This is a genomic window from Kitasatospora viridis, assembly GCF_007829815.1.
GTDB lineage: Bacteria > Actinomycetota > Actinomycetes > Streptomycetales > Streptomycetaceae > Kitasatospora > Kitasatospora viridis.
Map to the genome: position 1 here is coordinate 1,028,575 of NZ_VIWT01000001.1, position 16,325 is coordinate 1,044,899.

The following is a 16,325-nucleotide window of genomic DNA, read 5'->3' on the forward strand; positions in this document are numbered from 1 at the left end:
ACGCGAGCGTGCTCCGGCCCAGCCCGGTGCGCACACCACTGCTGTCAGTCCAGAAGTCCGCCGGCGACCGGGGAATTCCCCTGACAAACCATCTGTACCACTGGTCCCTCCTGTCCCGTGCATCACGCGCGTGACCTGCTCGACCTGCGCGACGGGCATGACGGAAACGACCGGACGGCTCAGCCGGGCAGGCCGGTGCTGCGGACGGTGATGTTGAGCCGGCCGGTCAGGCCCAGGGCCGGGTCGCCGCTGCCGGGGAGGGTGCGCGGCACGCCGTGGTACGCGCGGCGGGCGGGTCCGCCGAAGACCAGCAGGTCGCCGCCGCGCAGTTCCACGTCGGTGAACGGACCGGTCCTGGTCACCGGGTTGCCGAGCCGGAAGACGCACGAGTCGCCGAGCGAGAGCGAGACCACGGGGGCGTCCAGGACCTCCTCCAGGTCCTGGTGCAGCCCCATCCGGGCGCCCTCGCCGTAGTGGTTGACCAGGGCGACGTCGGGCGCGTACCCCACCGCGCCGGGGATCCCGTCGAGCCGGGGGCCGTAGGCCTCGGTGACGGCGCGCCTGGCCAAGGTGTCGAGCAGCGCGGGGAACGGCTTGACCGGCGCGCCGTCGCCGTCCGCGACGGTGCGCAGGTAGGCGTAGGGATAGGAGTGCCGCGGGCAGCCGGGCGAGGTCTTGCGGGCCACGCCGCAGACGGGGCAGCGCGGGACGACCGCCCAGTGCCGGCCCAGGCACACCTGGCGCACCGACATCTCGGCGCCGCCGGGCAGCCGCACCCGGCGCAGGCCGGCCGGCGGGCGGGCCCAGGCCCGGCAGGCCTCGACGAGTTCGCGCTGCTGCTCCAGGTCCAGCCAATCGGGCACCAGCACCGCACCGGGGGCGATCTCGCGGCGCTCGCGCGGGAAGAGCTCGCCGGTCACGCCAGGCCCCCCGAGCCGCCTGGTGCCGCGCTACCCAGCGCCGCCCGGGTGGGCATCGCGGTGCGCGCACCGGTCCGGGTCACGCTCAGCGCGGCGGCCCGGACGGCGAACCGGGCCGCACCGGCGAGCGGCTCGCCCTCGGCCAGCGCGACGGCGAGCGCACCGCAGAACGTGTCGCCGGCCCCGGTGGTGTCCACTGCGGCGACCTTCGGGGCGGGTACGAGTTCGACGAACGAACCGTCACGCACCAGGACGCCCTCGGCGCCGAGGGTGACCACCACACGAGGGCAAGGCAGGGCGAGCGCCTGCCACGCGACGCGGCGCAGCTCGGGAGTGGGCAGTCCGTTCACCGGACCGACCGGTTCGTCGACCGAGCCGACGGATCCGTCCAGCGGACTCAGCCCCTCCAGCTCCGTCCGGTTCGGCACCAGCACGTCCACCAGTCCCCACAGCTCCCCGGGCAACCCACCCGCTCCGCCGGGAACCGACACGGGCACCGGCGCCGGGTTCAACACGAAGGTCCCGCCGGCCGAGCGGGCCGCGGCCAGCACCGCCGCCATCGGCACCTCCAACTGCGCGAGCACCACCGCGGCGGCACCGAGCACCTCCCGGGCCGCCGCCACCTCCGCCTCCCCGACGGCGGCGTTGGCACCGGGCGAGACCACGATGCAGTTCTCCGCCCCCGCGTCCACCAGCACCACCGCGTGCCCGGGCGGCCCGGGCACCTCGGCGAGCCGGCCGACGTCCACCCCCTCGCCCGCCAACTCCGCACGCAGCGCGGCGCTGTCCGCATCGGACCCGACCGCACCGATCAGCGCGACCGCCCCACCGAGCCGGGCCGCCGCGACCGCCTGGTTGGCCCCCTTGCCCCCGCCGAGCCGCAGCACGGGGCCGCCGGTCACCGTCTCCCCCGGCCGGGGCAGCGCCGCCACCTCGATCACCTGGTCGAGGTTGACGCTCCCCACCACCACGACCCGCACGGTCGTATCCGTTCGGTCCACCATCCGCCCATTCTCACCCCGGGCACCCGCCCCCGACCGGCGCGGCCGGTCCCAACGGACGATCGGCGAGCCTCACTTCAGCAGCCCGAGGTCCCGCGCGCAGCCGCCCCACGCCTCCCACCCCTGCTCCCGGAGGATCTCCCGCGCCACGCTGATCTGCTGCCGACGGCTCGCCAGGTCCGGCCGCGCGGCGTAGTCCAGCCCGCCCGCCTCCCGCCAGGTCGGCGGCCAGATCTGCAGCCCGCCGTAGTACCCGTTCCCGGTATCGGCGGCCCAGTCCCCGTCGCTCTCGCAGTCCGCGACCTGGTCCCACACGCCGTCCGGCACCGTATCCGAGCCCCGCGACGGCGACGGCGACGGCGACGGCACGACCACAGGTGCCGGCACCGGCGTCGGTGCGGTCGGCCCCACCGACGCCCCGACGACGCAGCACCAGCACACCCCGACCCCCGCCACCACCGCACCTATTCGATCTCGCATCCTCCGACTCTCGCCGCCGCCCCACCCCGGAGCGAGCCGGACTCCCCCATCAGGGCGCGCCCGCCGACCAACCAGCGCGCGCCCGCCGAGCAACGCCACCGAAGCCGGACAGCAGCACCCAAAACGACGAACCGCCGTCCCCCGCAAGGGGAACGACGGTTCGTCACGCGGCGCCGGGCACGCGGTGCCCGGTCCGGACCGGTGGCACCGATCAGAAGGAGAGCACCTGGCCCGGGAGGATCAGGTTCGGGTTGCCGCCGATGACGGAGGCGTTCTTCTGGTACAGGTCCTGCCAGTTGGTGCCGTGGGCGGCCGCGATGGCGCTCAGGGTGTCACCGCTCTTGACGGTGTAGCTGCCGTTGGTGCCCTTGGCGGCCTTGTGGCCGCCACCGCGGTGGCCGTTGTCCGACTTCGGCGCGACCGGGGCGGACGGCTTGGCCGGGGCGGCCGGGGCCTGCGGGGCCTGCTGCACCGGGGCGGCCGGCTTCTGGGCCGGGGCGGCCGGGGCGGGGGCGCTGGTGGCGGGGGTGGAGGTGTCCACCTGCGCCGCGGCGCCACCGGCGGTCAGGCCCGCCTTGACGGAGCAGACCGGCCAGGCGCCGGGGCCCTGGTCGGCGAGCACCTTCTCGGCGACGGCGATCTGCTGCGCCGGGGTGGCCTGGTTGGCCTGCGCGGCGTACTGGGTGCCGCCGTAGGCCGCCCAGGTGGACGGGGTGAACTGCAGGCCGCCGTAGAAACCGTTGCCGGTGTTGATCGACCAGTTGCCGGTGCTCTCGCACTGGGCGACGGCGTTCCACGTCGCGGTGGACGCGGCGGAGGCCGTGGTGGCCGTGACGAGGCCCGCCACCGGGAGGGCGGCGACAGCGCCACCCAGGACAGCCAGCCGGACCCAGTTGCGCTTGGTCGGGGCGGCGTCGGCGTTGGTGGCAGCGGCGTTCTCGTTACGGAAAGACATGGATTCCCTCTCGACAGCCCCGGGCGGGCATGCGGAACCAGGCCCTGGGGGCCTGCTTCGCCGTGCCGCGTCCTGCGGGCGGCCGAGTACGTGTCCGACGTACCGCGCCGCCCCGGCCACCCTCCGCACACCGGGCGGCCTGTTCGAGTGGCCGCGCGGCGGGCACCTGGTGAGAGGTGCATCGGGGATGAGCCCGGGTGGTGCTCGTTGCACCGGGGATGAAGGTAGGTGGCTCTCCGGCACGGAATCAACAAATTCATGATCCGTTCAGGATCCATCCAGGTCAGCCCAGTGTTACCCGAGGTAACGATCACGGGTTTCCAAGGTCCAATGTCCGTTTTGGATGCATATCCACCGGTCAAACATCTTTCCGGCGTGGCATCGGTCACGCCCCGGAAGCTGTGAGCCCGAGCACACCATCAACAGCGAGCGATCAGACGTTCACCACATGCAGTCGGATCGACGGCAAAATCCGACACCCCACCACCCAACCCGTGACTCCGACCACACCCCTCCGTTGGTAATGGCGGCCGGGCCCGCCCGCGCCGCCCCGGGGCGTCCGTGCCGCCCAGCCAACACACCTAGGAGTCCTGTTGCCGCGCTTGCTCGATGTCAGCGACGAGGTCCGCGCCGAGATCGGCGACGACGAGGCCGACCGTTTGCTGGGCGGGGCTCACACCCCCGACACCTACGACTGCACCTCCTGTCGCACCCCCGGTGACAGCCTCCACGAGCGCACCAGCACGGTGCTGTTCGTCGGCGACGAGACGGCCGTACTGGCCTTCGCCCACGCCCGCTGCATCCCCTCCCAAGTGGTTCCGGTCTCCGAGGAACAACTGCTCGGCGCGGTGCGCAGCATCAGCCAGACCCAGGGCACCAGCCCGGCCGCGGGCGAGCCGCTCGCGCCGGCCGGCGACCCGCTGGGCGGCGCGTTCGCGGCCGGCGACCCGTACTCGTCCACCGCCCCCTTCGCCGCGACCGACCCACTGGCCGACTCCTACGCCGGCCGGCCCGGCGACCCCCTCGCCGCCCCGCTCGCCGACCCCTTCGGCGACCCGCTGCTGAGCCCCCGGACCGACCCGCTGGCCGACTCCTACGCGGCCGCCTCGGCCGCCGCCCTCGCCGACCCGCTCGGCGCCGGCTACCCGCAGGGCGGCTCCCCGGCGCAGCCGCTGGGCCGGCCGTCGGCTCCGGGACAGCCCGCCGCCGAGCCGGGCGGCCGGGTCCCGGCCCCGGGCGAGCCGGCCGTCCTCGGCGTCACCTGCGGTCTGGTGCTCTGCGGCGACACCGGCCACGCCGCGCTCGTGGTGGAGCCGACGGGGCCGGTCGGCCGACCGGGCAGCACCAGCGGGACCGACGAGTTCCTGCCGCTGCTCGCCGACCACGGCTTCACCCGGATCGCCGACGTCAACGAGCCGCCGGCGCGGCTGCCGGGCTGGTCGGTGCTGTTCGCGATGGGCCGGCTGCACTCGATCCTGCAGCCCTCCTCGGCCGGCACCAGCGCGTGGTGGCAGGCGCACGCCCCGCTGGTGGTGACCGAGGCGTGGCGGAACGCGGCGAACAGCCAGTCCACCGTGATCATGTACGCCGCACCGGCCGGCACCATCGGCCGCCAGCCCCGCGAGGACCTGCTGCGCAACGCGCTGGACCGGGCCGCCGCCCAGGGCCTGCTGGTCGCGGCCACCCTCCCGCTGGCCGGCACCTGATACCCGCCCCCGACGAACCGTCACCGCCCGACGGGTCGTCACCACCCCTGCCGCGCGCCGGATCCCCTCCGGCGCGCGGCGCCGCGCCGGGCGCCGACGGCCGACCGCCGACCCGCATCCCCGCTCCCGTTCGCTCGTTGGGCCCTACGTGTACAGCTACGACGTGACCTCCGCCTTCCGCCAGACCACCGCCACCCGCAGCATCCCGGCGATGAGGCCGTCGTACGACGGGGAGCATCCGTTCGCCCCCGCCCCGACCCCGATCTACGACGAGCTGTACTCGGAGTACCGCCGGCTCTTCCGCGCCCTGCCCGGCGACCGGTCCGGCGAGGAGGAGCTGCGGTTCACCGGCTTCGCCGTCCGCCCGTACGACTCCTACGCCGGCTTCCCCCCGCCCGCCCCGGCCGAGCCCTACGGCGCGCTGGCGCAGCACCAGCCCTTCCCCGGCTACCCGGGCCAGCTCCCCGGCATCCCGCAGTTCGTGCCGCCGCAGGGCGCCCACGCCCACCAGCCCCAGCCGCAGCACCCGCACCCCCACCCCCAGCACTCCCCCGGCTACCCCCCGGCCGCCCAGCATGCGCACCAGCCGCAGCACCCGCACGCCCCGCACCCCCAGCAGGCGGCCGCCCACCAGGCCCACCACCCCGGGCACCACCCCGCCCAGCACCCGGGCGCCCAGCAGCCCGCGGCCGGCCAGGGCTGGGTCGCCACCGGCTACCTCGCCCCGGTCACCGTCCCGTCGCCGGGCCGCCACCGGGGCAACCTGCTCTCCCTCCCCCCGGGCCGTGGCTGACCAACGACGCATCAAGACGCATCGAAGGAACGGAGAAAACGGAGAAGGGGACGTGGTCGGCGGTTGCCGACCACGTCCCCTTCTCCGCTACCCCCTACTACCTACGCCCGCTCACTTCTTCTTCCGCTTCTCCCGCACCCGCACCGAGATCGAGATCGGCGTGCCGACGAAGCCGAACTCCTCACGCAGCCGCCGCTCGACGAAGCGCCGGTAGCCGGCCTCCAGGAACCCGGAGGCGAAGAGCACGAACCGCGGCGGCTTGATGCCGGCCTGGGTGCCGAAGAGGATCCGGGGCTGCTTGCCGCCGCGGATCGGGTGCGGGTGCGCGGCCACGAGCTCGCCGAGGAAGGCGTTCAGCTTGGCCGTGGTGATCCGGGTCTCCCAGCCGGCCAGCGCGGTCTCGATCGCCGGCACCAGCTTCTCCATGTGCCGGCCGGTCTTCGCCGAGACGTTGACCCGGGGCGCCCACTGCACCTGGACGAGATCCTTCTCGATCTCGCGCTCCAGGTAGTAGCGGCGCTCCTCGTCCATCTGGTCCCACTTGTTGTAGGCGATGACGACAGCGCGGCCGGCCTCGACGGCCATCGAGATGATCCGGGTGTCCTGCTCGGCCAGGGTCTCGCTGGCGTCGATCAGGACGACGGCGACCTCGGCCTTCTCCAGCGCGGCGGAGGTGCGCAGCGAGGCGTAGAAGTCGGCGCCGGCGGTCAGGTGGACCCGGCGGCGGATGCCGGCGGTGTCCACGAACTTCCAGGTCTTGCCGCCCAGTTCGATCATCTCGTCGACCGGATCGCGGGTGGTGCCGGCCAGCTCGTTGACCACCACCCGCTCCTCGCCGGCCACCTTGTTGAGCAGGCTGGACTTGCCGACGTTGGGCCGGCCGATCAGCGCGACCCGGCGCGGGCCGCCGAGCGCGACGCCGAAGGTCTGCGGCGGCGCCTCGGGCAGCGCGGCCATGACGGCGTCCAGCAGGTCGCCGGAGCCGCGGCCGTGCAGCGCGGAGACGGGGTAGGGCTCGCCGAGGCCGAGCGACCAGAGGTAGGCGGCCTCGGCCTCGGTGGACTGGCCGTCCACCTTGTTGGCGCAGAGCACCACCGGCTTGCCGGAGCGGCGGATCAGCTTGACCAGCGCCTCGTCCGTGTCGGTGGCGCCGACGGTGGCGTCGACCACGAAGAGCACCGCGTCGGAGGTCTCGATGCCCAGCTCGGCCTGGGCGGCGACCATGGCGTCGATGCCGAGGACGTCGATCTCCCAGCCGCCGGTGTCGACGACCTTGAACCGGCGGCCGTTCCAGGTCGCCTCGTACTGCACCCGGTCGCGGGTGACGCCCGGGCGGTCCTCGACCACGGCCTCGCGGCGGCCGATGATCCGGTTCACCAGGGTCGACTTGCCGACGTTCGGCCGGCCGACCACGGCCAGCACCGGGAGCGGCAGGTGCGCGCCGGCCTCCAGGTCGAGGTCACCGTCCTCGAAGCCCTCGCTCTCGGCGAGCGCCATGAACTCGGCGTACTCGGTGTCGTCCAGCTCGCCGTGACCGGCGAGGTGCTCGTTGCTCATTACCACTGATCCATTTCCCGGCCCGCCCCGCCGAACGGGCGCGGACCGTGCGTACCTGCCCGGACGGAACGGCCGGGCAGCGCGAAGAACAAGTCTCGAAGACCGAAAACTCGAAGAAACTCGAAGAACGGAAAGACGGACGGAGAAGGGCCCCGGTCGTCGACCGGACCCCGTGAGGCTAGGCGGCGGTCAGGTGACCGGCCCGCTCCGCGACCAACTCCACCACGGCGTCGATCACCTGGGGCAGCGTCAGCTCACTGGTGTCCACCAGCACGGCGTCCTCGGCCCGGACCAGCGGGGCGGTCGCCCGCGAGGAGTCCGCGGCGTCCCGCCGGGTCAGGTCGGCGGCCATCGCGGCGATGGTCGCCTCGTCGACGCCCTTGGCCCGCAGCTCGGCGGCCCGGCGCCCGGCCCGCGCCTCGGGCGAGGCGGTCAGGAAGACCTTGGCGGTGGCGGCCGGGAAGACCACGGTGCCCATGTCCCGCCCCTCGGCGACGATCCCGCGCGGGGCCACCTCGGCGCAGCCGCGCTGCAGCTCGACCAGCCGGGCCCGCACGGCCGGCACCGCGGAGACGGCGCTGACCTGCGCGGTCACCTCGGGCCCGCGGATCGGACCGGAGACGTCCACGCCGTCCACCGTGATGGTCGGGCCGTCGGCGTCGGTGCCGGAGACGATCACCGGCTTGGCGCAGGCGATCGACACGGCGTCGGCGTCGTCGATGTCGATCCCGTTGGTCAGCATCCACCAGGTCATCGCCCGGTACATCGCACCGGTGTCCAGGAAGCTGAGCCCGAGCCGGGCCGCGACCGCACGGGAGACGGTCGACTTGCCGGAGCCGGAGGGTCCGTCGATGGCGACGACGACCGGGGCGTGCGCTCGGTCGGCAGTGTCCACGGGGGAACCTCTCTTCTCGACACCCGGGGGAGATACCTCAAGGTTAGACGACCCGCACCACTCCCCCGGCCGCCCACCGCCCGGGCCGGGGCCGGCCGACCCGCCTCCCGCGCGACCTCAGTCCCGCACGTCCCAGCCGCGTTCGGTCAGCACGGTGACCAGCTGGTGCACCGCCGTCGGCTCGACGGAGAGCTGGACCAGGCCGATCCGCCGGCCGGCCGAGTGGTCGATGGCCACGTCCTCGACGTTCACGCCGGCCCGGGCGGCCTCCTTGAACAGGCGCCCGAGCTCGCCGGGCTGGTCGCCGATCGCGACCACCACGGTCTCGTAGCGGGTGGGCGGGGCGCCGTGCTTGCCGGGGATCCGGGCCTGGCCCTGGTTACCGCGGCGCATCACGGCCTCGATCCCGGCGGTGCCCTTCTGCCGGTCCTGGGCGCCGTCGGCGGCCAGCGAGCGCAGCGAGCCCACGGCGGTGTTCAGGTCGACCGCCAGTTCCTCCAGCACGTCGGCCACCACGGCCGCGTTGGCGGACAGGATGTCCACCCACATCCGCGGGTCGGAGGCGGCGATCCGGGTCACGTCCCGCACCCCCTGCCCGGCCAGGCGCACCGCCGTCTCGTCGGCGTTCTCCAGCCGGGCCGCGACCAGCGAGGAGACCAGCTGCGGCGCGTGCGAGACCAGCGCGACGGCCCGGTCGTGCGCGACGGCGTCCATCACCACCGGCATCGCGCCGCAGAGCGCGACCAGCTCCAGCGCGGCGTTCAGCGTCTCGGTGGAGGTGTCGGCGGTGGGGGTGAGCACCCACGGGCGCCCCTCGAACAGGTCGGCCCGGGCGGCCAGCGGCCCGGACTGCTCGCGGCCGGCCATCGGGTGCCCGCCGATGTAGCTGGTGGTGTCGCAGCCGAGCTCGGCCACCTCGGCCCGGGGCCCGGACTTCACGCTGGCCACGTCGGTGTAGCAGCGGGCCAGCCCGCGCCGCTGACAGTCCGCCAGGACCCGGCCGACCAGGGCCGGCGGCACGGCGACGATGGCCAGGTCCACCGGCTGCTCGATCTCGTCGGTGATCCCGGCGCCGAGCGAGGCGGCGGTCCGGGCGGCGTCGGGGTCGGCGTCCTCCAGGTGCACCGTTATCCCCCGGGCGGTCAGCGCGAGCGCGGCGGAGGTGCCGATCAGACCGGTGCCGACGACGACGGCTGTGCGCATGGGGAGGGCCCTCTCCTGACCGCGGGACGCTGCGAACGCCCCAATCCTCGCGCACCGCCCGCCGCGCCGCTCCCCCGCCCCCACCACGCGGCGCGGCTTCCCCCGACAACCCCCGCCCCACCCCGGCGAATCCGCGGGACAGTCGTCGGTCCCACGGGGCAGACTGACCCCACAGCACCCACGCCAGCCCGCCGTCCCGGAAGGAGCCCAGCTCCCGTGACCGACACGCCGTCAGCTGTTCCCCCGTCAGCCGCCCCCTGGGCCAGCACGCTGGACTCGGTGGTGGTCTACGCCGCCGGGGCGCTCTGCACCCGGGTGGCGCGGGGCGTGCTGCCCGCCCCGGCCGACGGAGCGGTGCGGCTGCGGCTCACCGGCCTGCCCGCGGGGCTGGACGCGGGGGCCGTGCGGGCCCGGCTGGCGGCCGAGCCGGCGGGCTGGCGGATCACCGAGGTCCGGCCGCACCCGGAGGCCGAGCTGCGGCCGGACCGGGCCGAGCGCTCCACCGAGCTCGACCAGCGGCTGGCGGCGGCCCGGGAGCGGGTGGCCGCGCTGGAGCTGCGCGAGCGGCGGCTGGCCGCCCGCGCCGCCCGGATCGCCGACCTGCGCGCGGTGCCGCCGAAGCCGTCGCGGGACGCGCCACCGGCCCTGCGCCGGGCGCCTACGACCGCCCTGCTGGCGCTCGCCGACTTCGTGGACGAGCGCCTGACCGCCCTGGCCGGGCCCGCCGAGCAGGTCCGCCAGGAGCTGGCCGAGGCCCGCCGGGAGGCGGAGCGGCTGCTCGACGAGCACATGCGGGCCTCCCGGGCCGGGGCCGCGGGGCCGGTCGCCACCGGCGTCGCGGTGCTGGTGGTGCTGGCGCCGGACGAGCCGGGGCTGCCGGTGCCGGTCGAGCCGGTGACCGTGGAGCTGGAGTACCGGGTGGCCGGCGCCTTCTGGGTGCCGAGCTACCGGCTGAGCTACCGCCAGGGCAGCCCGACCGGCACCCTGGCGCTGCGCGCGGTGGTCGCCCAGCGCACCGGCGAGGACTGGACGGGCGTGCGCCTGGCCCTCTCCACCGCCAACCTGGCCCGCCCGGCCGCGCTGCCCGAGCTGCGTTCACTGCGGATCGGCCGCCGCCAGCCCGCGCCGGCGCCCTCGGGCTGGCGCGAGCCGCCGGGCGGCCTGGCCGAGCTCTTCACCGACTTCGACGGCGCCCCGGACCGCCCGCACGACGAGGGCGGTCCGCTGCTGGTCGGCGGCGCGGCCGCCCCGGTGATGGCGATGGCGCCGCGCAGCCGCTCCCTGGCCTCCGCCGCCCCGCCGGCCCCGCCCGCTCCGCTGCCCGTCCCGCCGGGCGCCGCCGTGCCGCAGAACGCCCCGCAGTTCGGCGCCGCCGCCCCGGCCCCGTACGGCTACGCCCCGCCCCCGGGCGCCGCCCCGGGCGGCTACGGCGCGTCGATGCCCGCCCCGGGCGGCCCCGGCGGCCCGGTGCCGCAGCTGCTGGACGCGCCCGCCGCGCCGCCGCCCCCGCCGCCCGCGCCGGCCGCCGACCAGCTCGACTACGGCGCCCTGCTGCTCGCCGGCCCGGACGCCCCGGCGGCCCGCCGCGGCCGCCTGCACCCGGCCCCGCGCGACGGCGCGCTCGCGCACGCCGCCGCTGCCCCCTCCCCGGCGCTGCCCCGGCACGCCGTCCCGGTGCGCCGCTCGGCCGGCTCCTTCGACCAGCGCTACCAGGCCGCCGCCCGCTGCGACCTGCCGGCCGACGGCGCCTGGCACACCGTCGCGCTGACCGAGCTGACGGTGGACCTGACGCCCGAGTACGTCTGCGTGCCCTCGCTCGACCAGTCGGTCTTCGCCACCCTGCTGCTCACCAACGAGACCGCGCACGCCCTGCTGGCCGGCCCGCTGGAGGTCACCGTGGACGGCGACCACCTGCTCAGCACCGCGCTGCCCACGCTGGCCCCCGGCGCGGTCCGCCGGGTCGGGCTGGGCGTGGCCCAGGGCGTCCGGGCGACCCGGCGCACCGAGACCCAGGAGTCGACGGCCGGCCTGCGCGGCGGCACCACGGTGGTCAGCGAGCGGATCCACCTGGAGCTGGCCAACCACCTGTCGCAGCCGGTCCGGATCGAGGTCCGCGAGCGGGTGCCGGTCACCCAGGACCGGGACGTCCGGGTGGAGGAGCTGCCGGCCGCCCCGGCCTGGGAGACGCCCGAGTCGCCGTACCACGCGCGCGGCACCCGCTGCTGGCGGCTCGACCTGGCGCCCGGCGCCCGGGCGCGGCTCAGCGGCGGCTGGGAGATCCGCTTCCCGGCCGGCAAGGCGCTGACCGGCGGCAACCGCCGCAGTGGCTGACCCGATGACCACCAGCCGCGCAACCCTCGAAGGAGCCGCTGCCACCATGTCCCTGCCCGTCGTCCCGCTGCCGGTCACCGCGGTCACCTGCCTGGAGGACCGCTCCCAGCTGGAGCGCACCGCGCACCTGGAACTGGCCGCCGGCGTGCAGCGGCTGCGGCTCGGCCCGCTCACCCCGCTGGCCGTGGACCACTCGCTGCGCACCGAGCTGGCGGGTGCCGGCGCCCGGGTGCTGGACGCCCGGCTGACCCGCTCCTGGACCCCGCGCCCGGTCGGCCCCGCGCCGGACGACTCCCCGCTGCGCGAGCGGCTGCACGCGGCGCGGGCCGCGCTGCGGGCGGCCGTCGCCGACCAGCAGCGGACCACGGCCCGGCTCGGGCTGCTCGACCAGCTCGCCGAGGAACTGCTGCGCGAGGTGGCCGAGGGCACCGGGCTGGACCAGCCGGAGCCGCGGCGCTGGGCCGCCGAGCTGGACCGGATCAGCACCGAGCAGGACGAACTGGCCGAGCGCGCCCGGGCGCTGGAGAGCCACCGGCACGAGCTCGCGCTGGAGGAGGCCGAGCTCGACCGCGCGGTCGAGTCCGCCGAGCCGCCCGAGCCCGAGCTGCGCTGCTACCTGGACCTGACGGTGCGGGCGGAGCAGCCCGGCCCGGCAGTGCTGACGGTGGGCCACCTGACGGCCTGTGCGCTCTGGCGGCCGGCCTACCGGGCGGTGCTCGGCGGCGGAGCGGTCCGGCTGGCCACGGACGCGGTGGTCTGGCAGGCCACCGGCGAGGACTGGACCGGGGTCCGGCTGACCCTGTCCACCGCCCGCTCGATGCTGGCGGCCGAGCCGCCGGTGCTCCAGGAGGACCGGCTGACGCTGCGTGAGCTCTCCTCCGCGGAGCGGCGCACCGTCGAGGTGGAGCTGCGCGAGGAGGAGATCCGCACGCTGGGCCCGGCCGGCCCGGAGCAGGGCGAGGAGCTGCCGGGCCTGGACGACGGCGGCGAGGTGCGGGTGCTGCACGCCCCGGCGCCGGCCACCGTGCCGGGCGACGGCCGCGCGCACCGGGTGCCGCTGGGCTGGTTCGACGCCGCGGCGGCGGTCGAGCTGGTCGCCGCGCCGGAGCTGTCGCCGCTGGTCAGCGAGGTGGTCTCGGTGCGCAACACGGCGTCGGTGCCGCTGCTCGCCGGTCCGGTCGAACTGGTCCGGGGCAGCGGCTACGTGGGGCGCGGCGAGCTGCGCTACACGGCGCCGGGCGCCGTCGCGGAGCTGGCCTTCCCGGGCTCGGACGAGTACCGGCTGCTGCGCGAGACCACCGAGGAGGAGGGCACCGCGGGCCTGCCGGGCACCGGTCGGCGCACCGTGCGCACCCGGACGGTGCAGGTGCACGTCACCCGGCTCTGCGCACCGGGGACGACCGGGGAGCAGACCGTGGTGCTGCGCGAGCGGATCCCGGTCTCCGAGGTGTCGGCGGTCGAGGTGCGGCTGCACGAGCAGTCCTGCGACCCCCGCCCGGACGCGGTGGACGCCGAGGGCATCGTCCGCTGGGAGCTGCCGCTCGCCCCGAACACCCGACGCACCGTCACCCTGGTCTACGAGGTGTCCGCTTCGGCCAAGGTGGCGGGCCTGTGACCCGGCCCGGAGGTACAACAGACTCATGATCCTGCACCTCGCGCCCCTGGACGACTGGCTCCGCGACCCCGGCCGGCCGTACAGCACGTCCTCGCTGCTGACGGACGGCTTCATCCACTGCTCGCCGGACGAGCCGACCACGCTGGCCGTGGCCAACGTGTTCTTCGGCAAGACCCCGGACCCGCTGATGGCCCTGCTGATCGACGAGGAGCGGGTGGACCCGATGGTCCGCTGGGAGGCCCCGGCGGGCGACCGCCCGCCGGGCACCGCGCCGGACGTGCTCTTCCCGCACATCTACGGCCGGCTGAACCGCACCGCCGTGGTCGGCCTGGAGAAGCTGGAGCGCGGCACGGACGGCCGCTGGGCCCGCCTGGTGCCCTGGAGCTGACGCCCCGCCGGCTGGCGCGTGCTCAGAGCCAGCCGCGCTCGCGGGCGGCGAGCCCGGCCTGGAAGCGGGTGGTGGCGCCCAGCTCGCGCATCAGCGCCTGGAGGCGGCGCTGGGTGGTGCGGGCGCTCCAGCCGAGCGAGCGCGCGATCGACTCGTCGGTCAGGCCGGCCGCCAGCAGGCCGAGCAGCTTGCGGTGGTCGGCGTCCGGCGCGCCGGGGCCCTCGCCGTCCAGCGCGGCCTGCAGCGGCACGGCCCGCTCCCACTCGGCCTCGAAGAGCCGGTCCAGCGCCTGCAGCAGCGCGGAGGGGTGGATCACGTAGGCGGCGTCCAGCACGCTGTCGCCGACGCTGATCGGGATGATCGCCATCCGGTCGTCCGACATGATCAGCTTCATCGGCAGGGTGGTGCGGACCCTGGCCTCCTCGCCGTCCCGCACGCCGATCAGGATGTCGTTCTCCAGCCGGCCCGGCCAGGCCACCGCCTCGCGGTCGTAGACCGTCCGGTAGCGCACGCCCTCGACCAGCTTGCGGCGCTGCTGGCTGAGGTTGGCCGCCACGTCCTGCACGTAGGGCGGGCAGTCGAAGCCGCGGACCTGCTGCGCGCTGGTGTCCTGCAGGTGCTCGATCCGCTGGGCGATCGCCTCGCCGCCGGTGAGCACCTCGACCGAGCGGGCCGGGTCGGTGAACCGGGAGGCCTCCCGGAAGGTGTCCATCAGCCGGTGCATCTCGGCCCGGGCGCTGCGCAGCTCGGCCTCGCGGTGGCCGATCAGGGTGCCGATCGCCACGTCGGGGGCGACCGCCAGGTAGTGGTCCCGCTCGACCGGGGCCCGGGTGGCCATGCCCTGCTGGGCGAGCCGGCTCAGCGACTTGCCGCTCTGCTGCACGGTCAGCCCGCAGCGCTCGGCCAGGTCGGCGGCCGTGGAGCGCGGGGCGGACACCAGCGCGGCGTAGACCAGCCCGTCGGGGTCGGGGAGCCCGAGCGTGTTGAACGCTTCCGACATGAGGCTCCTCCCCCGGGTTTGGCGGCTTCACGCCAATTCTTTGCTGCGGTTTTCCTGGCCATCCTCTGCCACGGGGGGGTGCCTTTTCAACCCGGCCCCGACGAGACACTCCACCGAGCAGCGCGAAGGGGCCGGGCACCGCACTCGGTACCCGGCCCCCACCAGCGGTTTGTGCCCCTACGGGCAGACCTACAGGCCGACCGCCTGCATCAGCTGGCCGACCTCGGGGTTGGTCAGCCGGCGCAGCCAGCCGGACTTCTGGTCGCCGAGCGCGATCGGGCCGAAGTGCGTGCGGACCAGCTTCTCCACCGGGAAGCCGGCCTCGGACAGCATCCGGCGGACGATGTGCTTGCGGCCCTCGTGCAGGGTGACCTCGACCAGGTAGTTCTTGCCGACGTTGGAGACCACCCGGAAGCTGTCGGCGCGGGCGAACCCGTCCTCCAGCTCGATGCCCTTGGCCAGCTGCTTGCCCAGGTCGCGCGGGATCGGCCCCTGGATCGCGGCCAGGTAGGTCTTGGTCACGCCGTACCGGGGGTGGGTCAGCCGGTGGGCCAGCTCGCCGTGGTTGGTGAGCAGGATGATGCCCTCGGTCTCGGTGTCCAGCCGGCCCACGTGGAACAGCCGGGTCTCCCGGTTGGTCACGTAGTCGCCCAGGCACTGGCGGCCGTCCGGGTCCTCCATGGTGGAGACCACGCCGGCCGGCTTGTTCAGCGCGAAGAACAGGTACGACTGGGTGGCGACGGTCAGGCCGTCCACCTTGATCTCGTCGTTCTGCGCGTCGACCCGCTTGCCCTGCTCGGTGACCAGCCGGCCGTTGACCTCGACCCGGCCCTGCTCGATCAGCTCCTCGCAGGCCCGCCGGCTGCCGACGCCGGCCCGGGCCAGCACCTTCTGCAGCCGCTCGCCCTGCTCGGCGGCCTCGCCGCCGGCCGGCTTGTCGTGCCGGCGCAGCACCGCGTCCTCGATCTTGGCCTGCAGCTCGCGCGAGCGCTGCGGCGGCTGGCGGCGCGGGTCGCCCGGGGCGCCCTGGCCCTCCCGGCGCGGGCGCGGCGCGGGGCCGGGCCGACGGCCGGCGTAGCCGCCGCGGGCCGGGGTGGCGTTCGGGCCGCCGCCGTACTCGGGGCGGTCGTAGCGGCGCTCCTCCGGGCGCAGCGGGCGGTCGGGGTAGCGGCGGTCGTCCCGCCGGTCGTCCCGGCGGTCACCGCCCTGCCGGCCCCGGTCGCCGTAGGAGTCGCGGCCACCGCGGCCCTGGCTCCCGCCCTGGCCGCCCTGGCCGCCGCGCGAGGAGCCGCCGCCGTAGGACGAGCCGCCCCGCGAGCCACCGCCGTGGGACGAGCCGCCCCGCGAGTCGCTGCCGCCGCGGCCCCCGCCGTAGGAGCCGCCCCCGCGACCACCGCCGCTGCTGCCGCCGCGACCGCCGCCGCCGCTGTTCCTGCCGTTACCGCTACTACGCATCAAATGTCCGTACGTTCGTCGTTCCA

At 75.6% G+C, this 16,325-nt stretch carries 14 protein-coding genes and 1 pseudogene; 6 read left to right on the plus strand and 9 right to left on the minus strand.

The genetic code is table 11. From position 1 onward, the window contains the following. Positions 1-179: 179 nt before the first annotated feature. The 4 genes from FHX73_RS04715 to FHX73_RS04730 all read right to left on the minus strand — a co-directional run bounded on the left by FHX73_RS04715 (position 180) and on the right by FHX73_RS04730 (position 3,356). On the minus strand, positions 180-920 hold the full coding sequence (locus FHX73_RS04715) for an alpha-ketoglutarate-dependent dioxygenase AlkB family protein (RefSeq protein ID WP_145903472.1): 741 nt from the start codon (positions 918-920) through the stop codon (positions 180-182). Further along, positions 917-1,924, minus strand: a complete 1,008-nt coding sequence (locus tag FHX73_RS04720; RefSeq protein ID WP_145903474.1) for a ribokinase — start codon at positions 1,922-1,924, stop codon at positions 917-919. Before FHX73_RS04720 ends, FHX73_RS04715 begins: the two co-directional genes overlap by 4 nt. A 69-nt stretch (positions 1,925-1,993) precedes the next feature. After that, the gene (locus FHX73_RS04725) at positions 1,994-2,236 is read right to left on the minus strand and encodes a transglycosylase family protein (protein WP_342795280.1); all 243 of its coding nucleotides are present in this window, start codon (positions 2,234-2,236) and stop codon (positions 1,994-1,996) included. A 376-nt stretch (positions 2,237-2,612) separates the two neighbouring features. Beyond that, on the minus strand, positions 2,613-3,356 hold the full coding sequence (locus FHX73_RS04730) for a LysM peptidoglycan-binding domain-containing protein (protein WP_145903478.1): 744 nt from the start codon (positions 3,354-3,356) through the stop codon (positions 2,613-2,615). A gap of 593 nt (positions 3,357-3,949) precedes the next feature. Here FHX73_RS04730 and FHX73_RS47495 point away from each other — a divergent pair. The 3 genes and pseudogenes from FHX73_RS47495 to FHX73_RS47620 all read left to right on the plus strand — a co-directional run. Further along, positions 3,950-4,276 (plus strand): annotated as a pseudogene (locus FHX73_RS47495) (hypothetical protein); the annotation flags it as partial. Next, the gene (locus tag FHX73_RS04735; protein ID WP_425461430.1) at positions 4,277-5,062 is read left to right on the plus strand and encodes a hypothetical protein; all 786 of its coding nucleotides are present in this window, start codon (positions 4,277-4,279) and stop codon (positions 5,060-5,062) included. A 163-nt stretch (positions 5,063-5,225) separates the two neighbouring features. Beyond that, positions 5,226-5,855, plus strand: coding sequence for a hypothetical protein (locus tag FHX73_RS47620; RefSeq protein ID WP_145903482.1), 630 nt, complete (start codon positions 5,226-5,228; stop codon positions 5,853-5,855). A gap of 111 nt (positions 5,856-5,966) precedes the next feature. Here the strand turns inward: FHX73_RS47620 and der are convergent, their stop codons facing one another. From der to FHX73_RS04755, 3 genes are all read right to left on the minus strand, one after another. Then, positions 5,967-7,412, minus strand: a complete 1,446-nt coding sequence (gene der, locus FHX73_RS04745; RefSeq protein WP_145903484.1) for a ribosome biogenesis GTPase Der — start codon at positions 7,410-7,412, stop codon at positions 5,967-5,969. Between the two features lie 178 nt (positions 7,413-7,590). Continuing rightward, positions 7,591-8,307 (minus strand): (d)CMP kinase, encoded by a 717-nt coding sequence (gene cmk, locus FHX73_RS04750; RefSeq protein ID WP_145903486.1) that lies wholly within the window; start codon positions 8,305-8,307, stop codon positions 7,591-7,593. Positions 8,308-8,424: 117 nt separating this feature from the next. After that, a complete protein-coding gene (locus FHX73_RS04755; RefSeq protein WP_145903488.1) occupies positions 8,425-9,510 on the minus strand; it encodes a prephenate dehydrogenase in 1,086 nt (361 codons plus the stop codon). 216 nt (positions 9,511-9,726) lie between these two features. Between FHX73_RS04755 and FHX73_RS04760 the strand changes: the two genes are divergently transcribed. Genes FHX73_RS04760 through FHX73_RS04770 form a run of 3 tightly spaced genes read left to right on the plus strand, consistent with a single transcriptional unit; the run spans position 9,727 to position 13,844 of the window. After that, the gene (locus tag FHX73_RS04760) at positions 9,727-11,841 is read left to right on the plus strand and encodes a DUF4139 domain-containing protein (protein WP_246213352.1); all 2,115 of its coding nucleotides are present in this window, start codon (positions 9,727-9,729) and stop codon (positions 11,839-11,841) included. Between the two features lie 46 nt (positions 11,842-11,887). Continuing rightward, entirely contained in the window at positions 11,888-13,456 is a 1,569-nt protein-coding gene (locus FHX73_RS04765) for a mucoidy inhibitor MuiA family protein (RefSeq protein ID WP_246213353.1), read from the plus strand. Between the two features lie 25 nt (positions 13,457-13,481). Continuing rightward, positions 13,482-13,844 (plus strand): DUF952 domain-containing protein, encoded by a 363-nt coding sequence (locus FHX73_RS04770; protein ID WP_145903493.1) that lies wholly within the window; start codon positions 13,482-13,484, stop codon positions 13,842-13,844. 22 nt (positions 13,845-13,866) lie between these two features. On the opposite strand, the gene FHX73_RS04775 is transcribed toward FHX73_RS04770, so the two are convergent. Continuing rightward, the gene (locus FHX73_RS04775) at positions 13,867-14,844 is read right to left on the minus strand and encodes a helix-turn-helix domain-containing protein (RefSeq protein ID WP_145903497.1); all 978 of its coding nucleotides are present in this window, start codon (positions 14,842-14,844) and stop codon (positions 13,867-13,869) included. A gap of 189 nt (positions 14,845-15,033) precedes the next feature. Next, the gene (locus tag FHX73_RS04780) at positions 15,034-16,299 is read right to left on the minus strand and encodes a pseudouridine synthase (RefSeq protein ID WP_145903499.1); all 1,266 of its coding nucleotides are present in this window, start codon (positions 16,297-16,299) and stop codon (positions 15,034-15,036) included. Positions 16,300-16,325 lie beyond the last annotated feature (26 nt).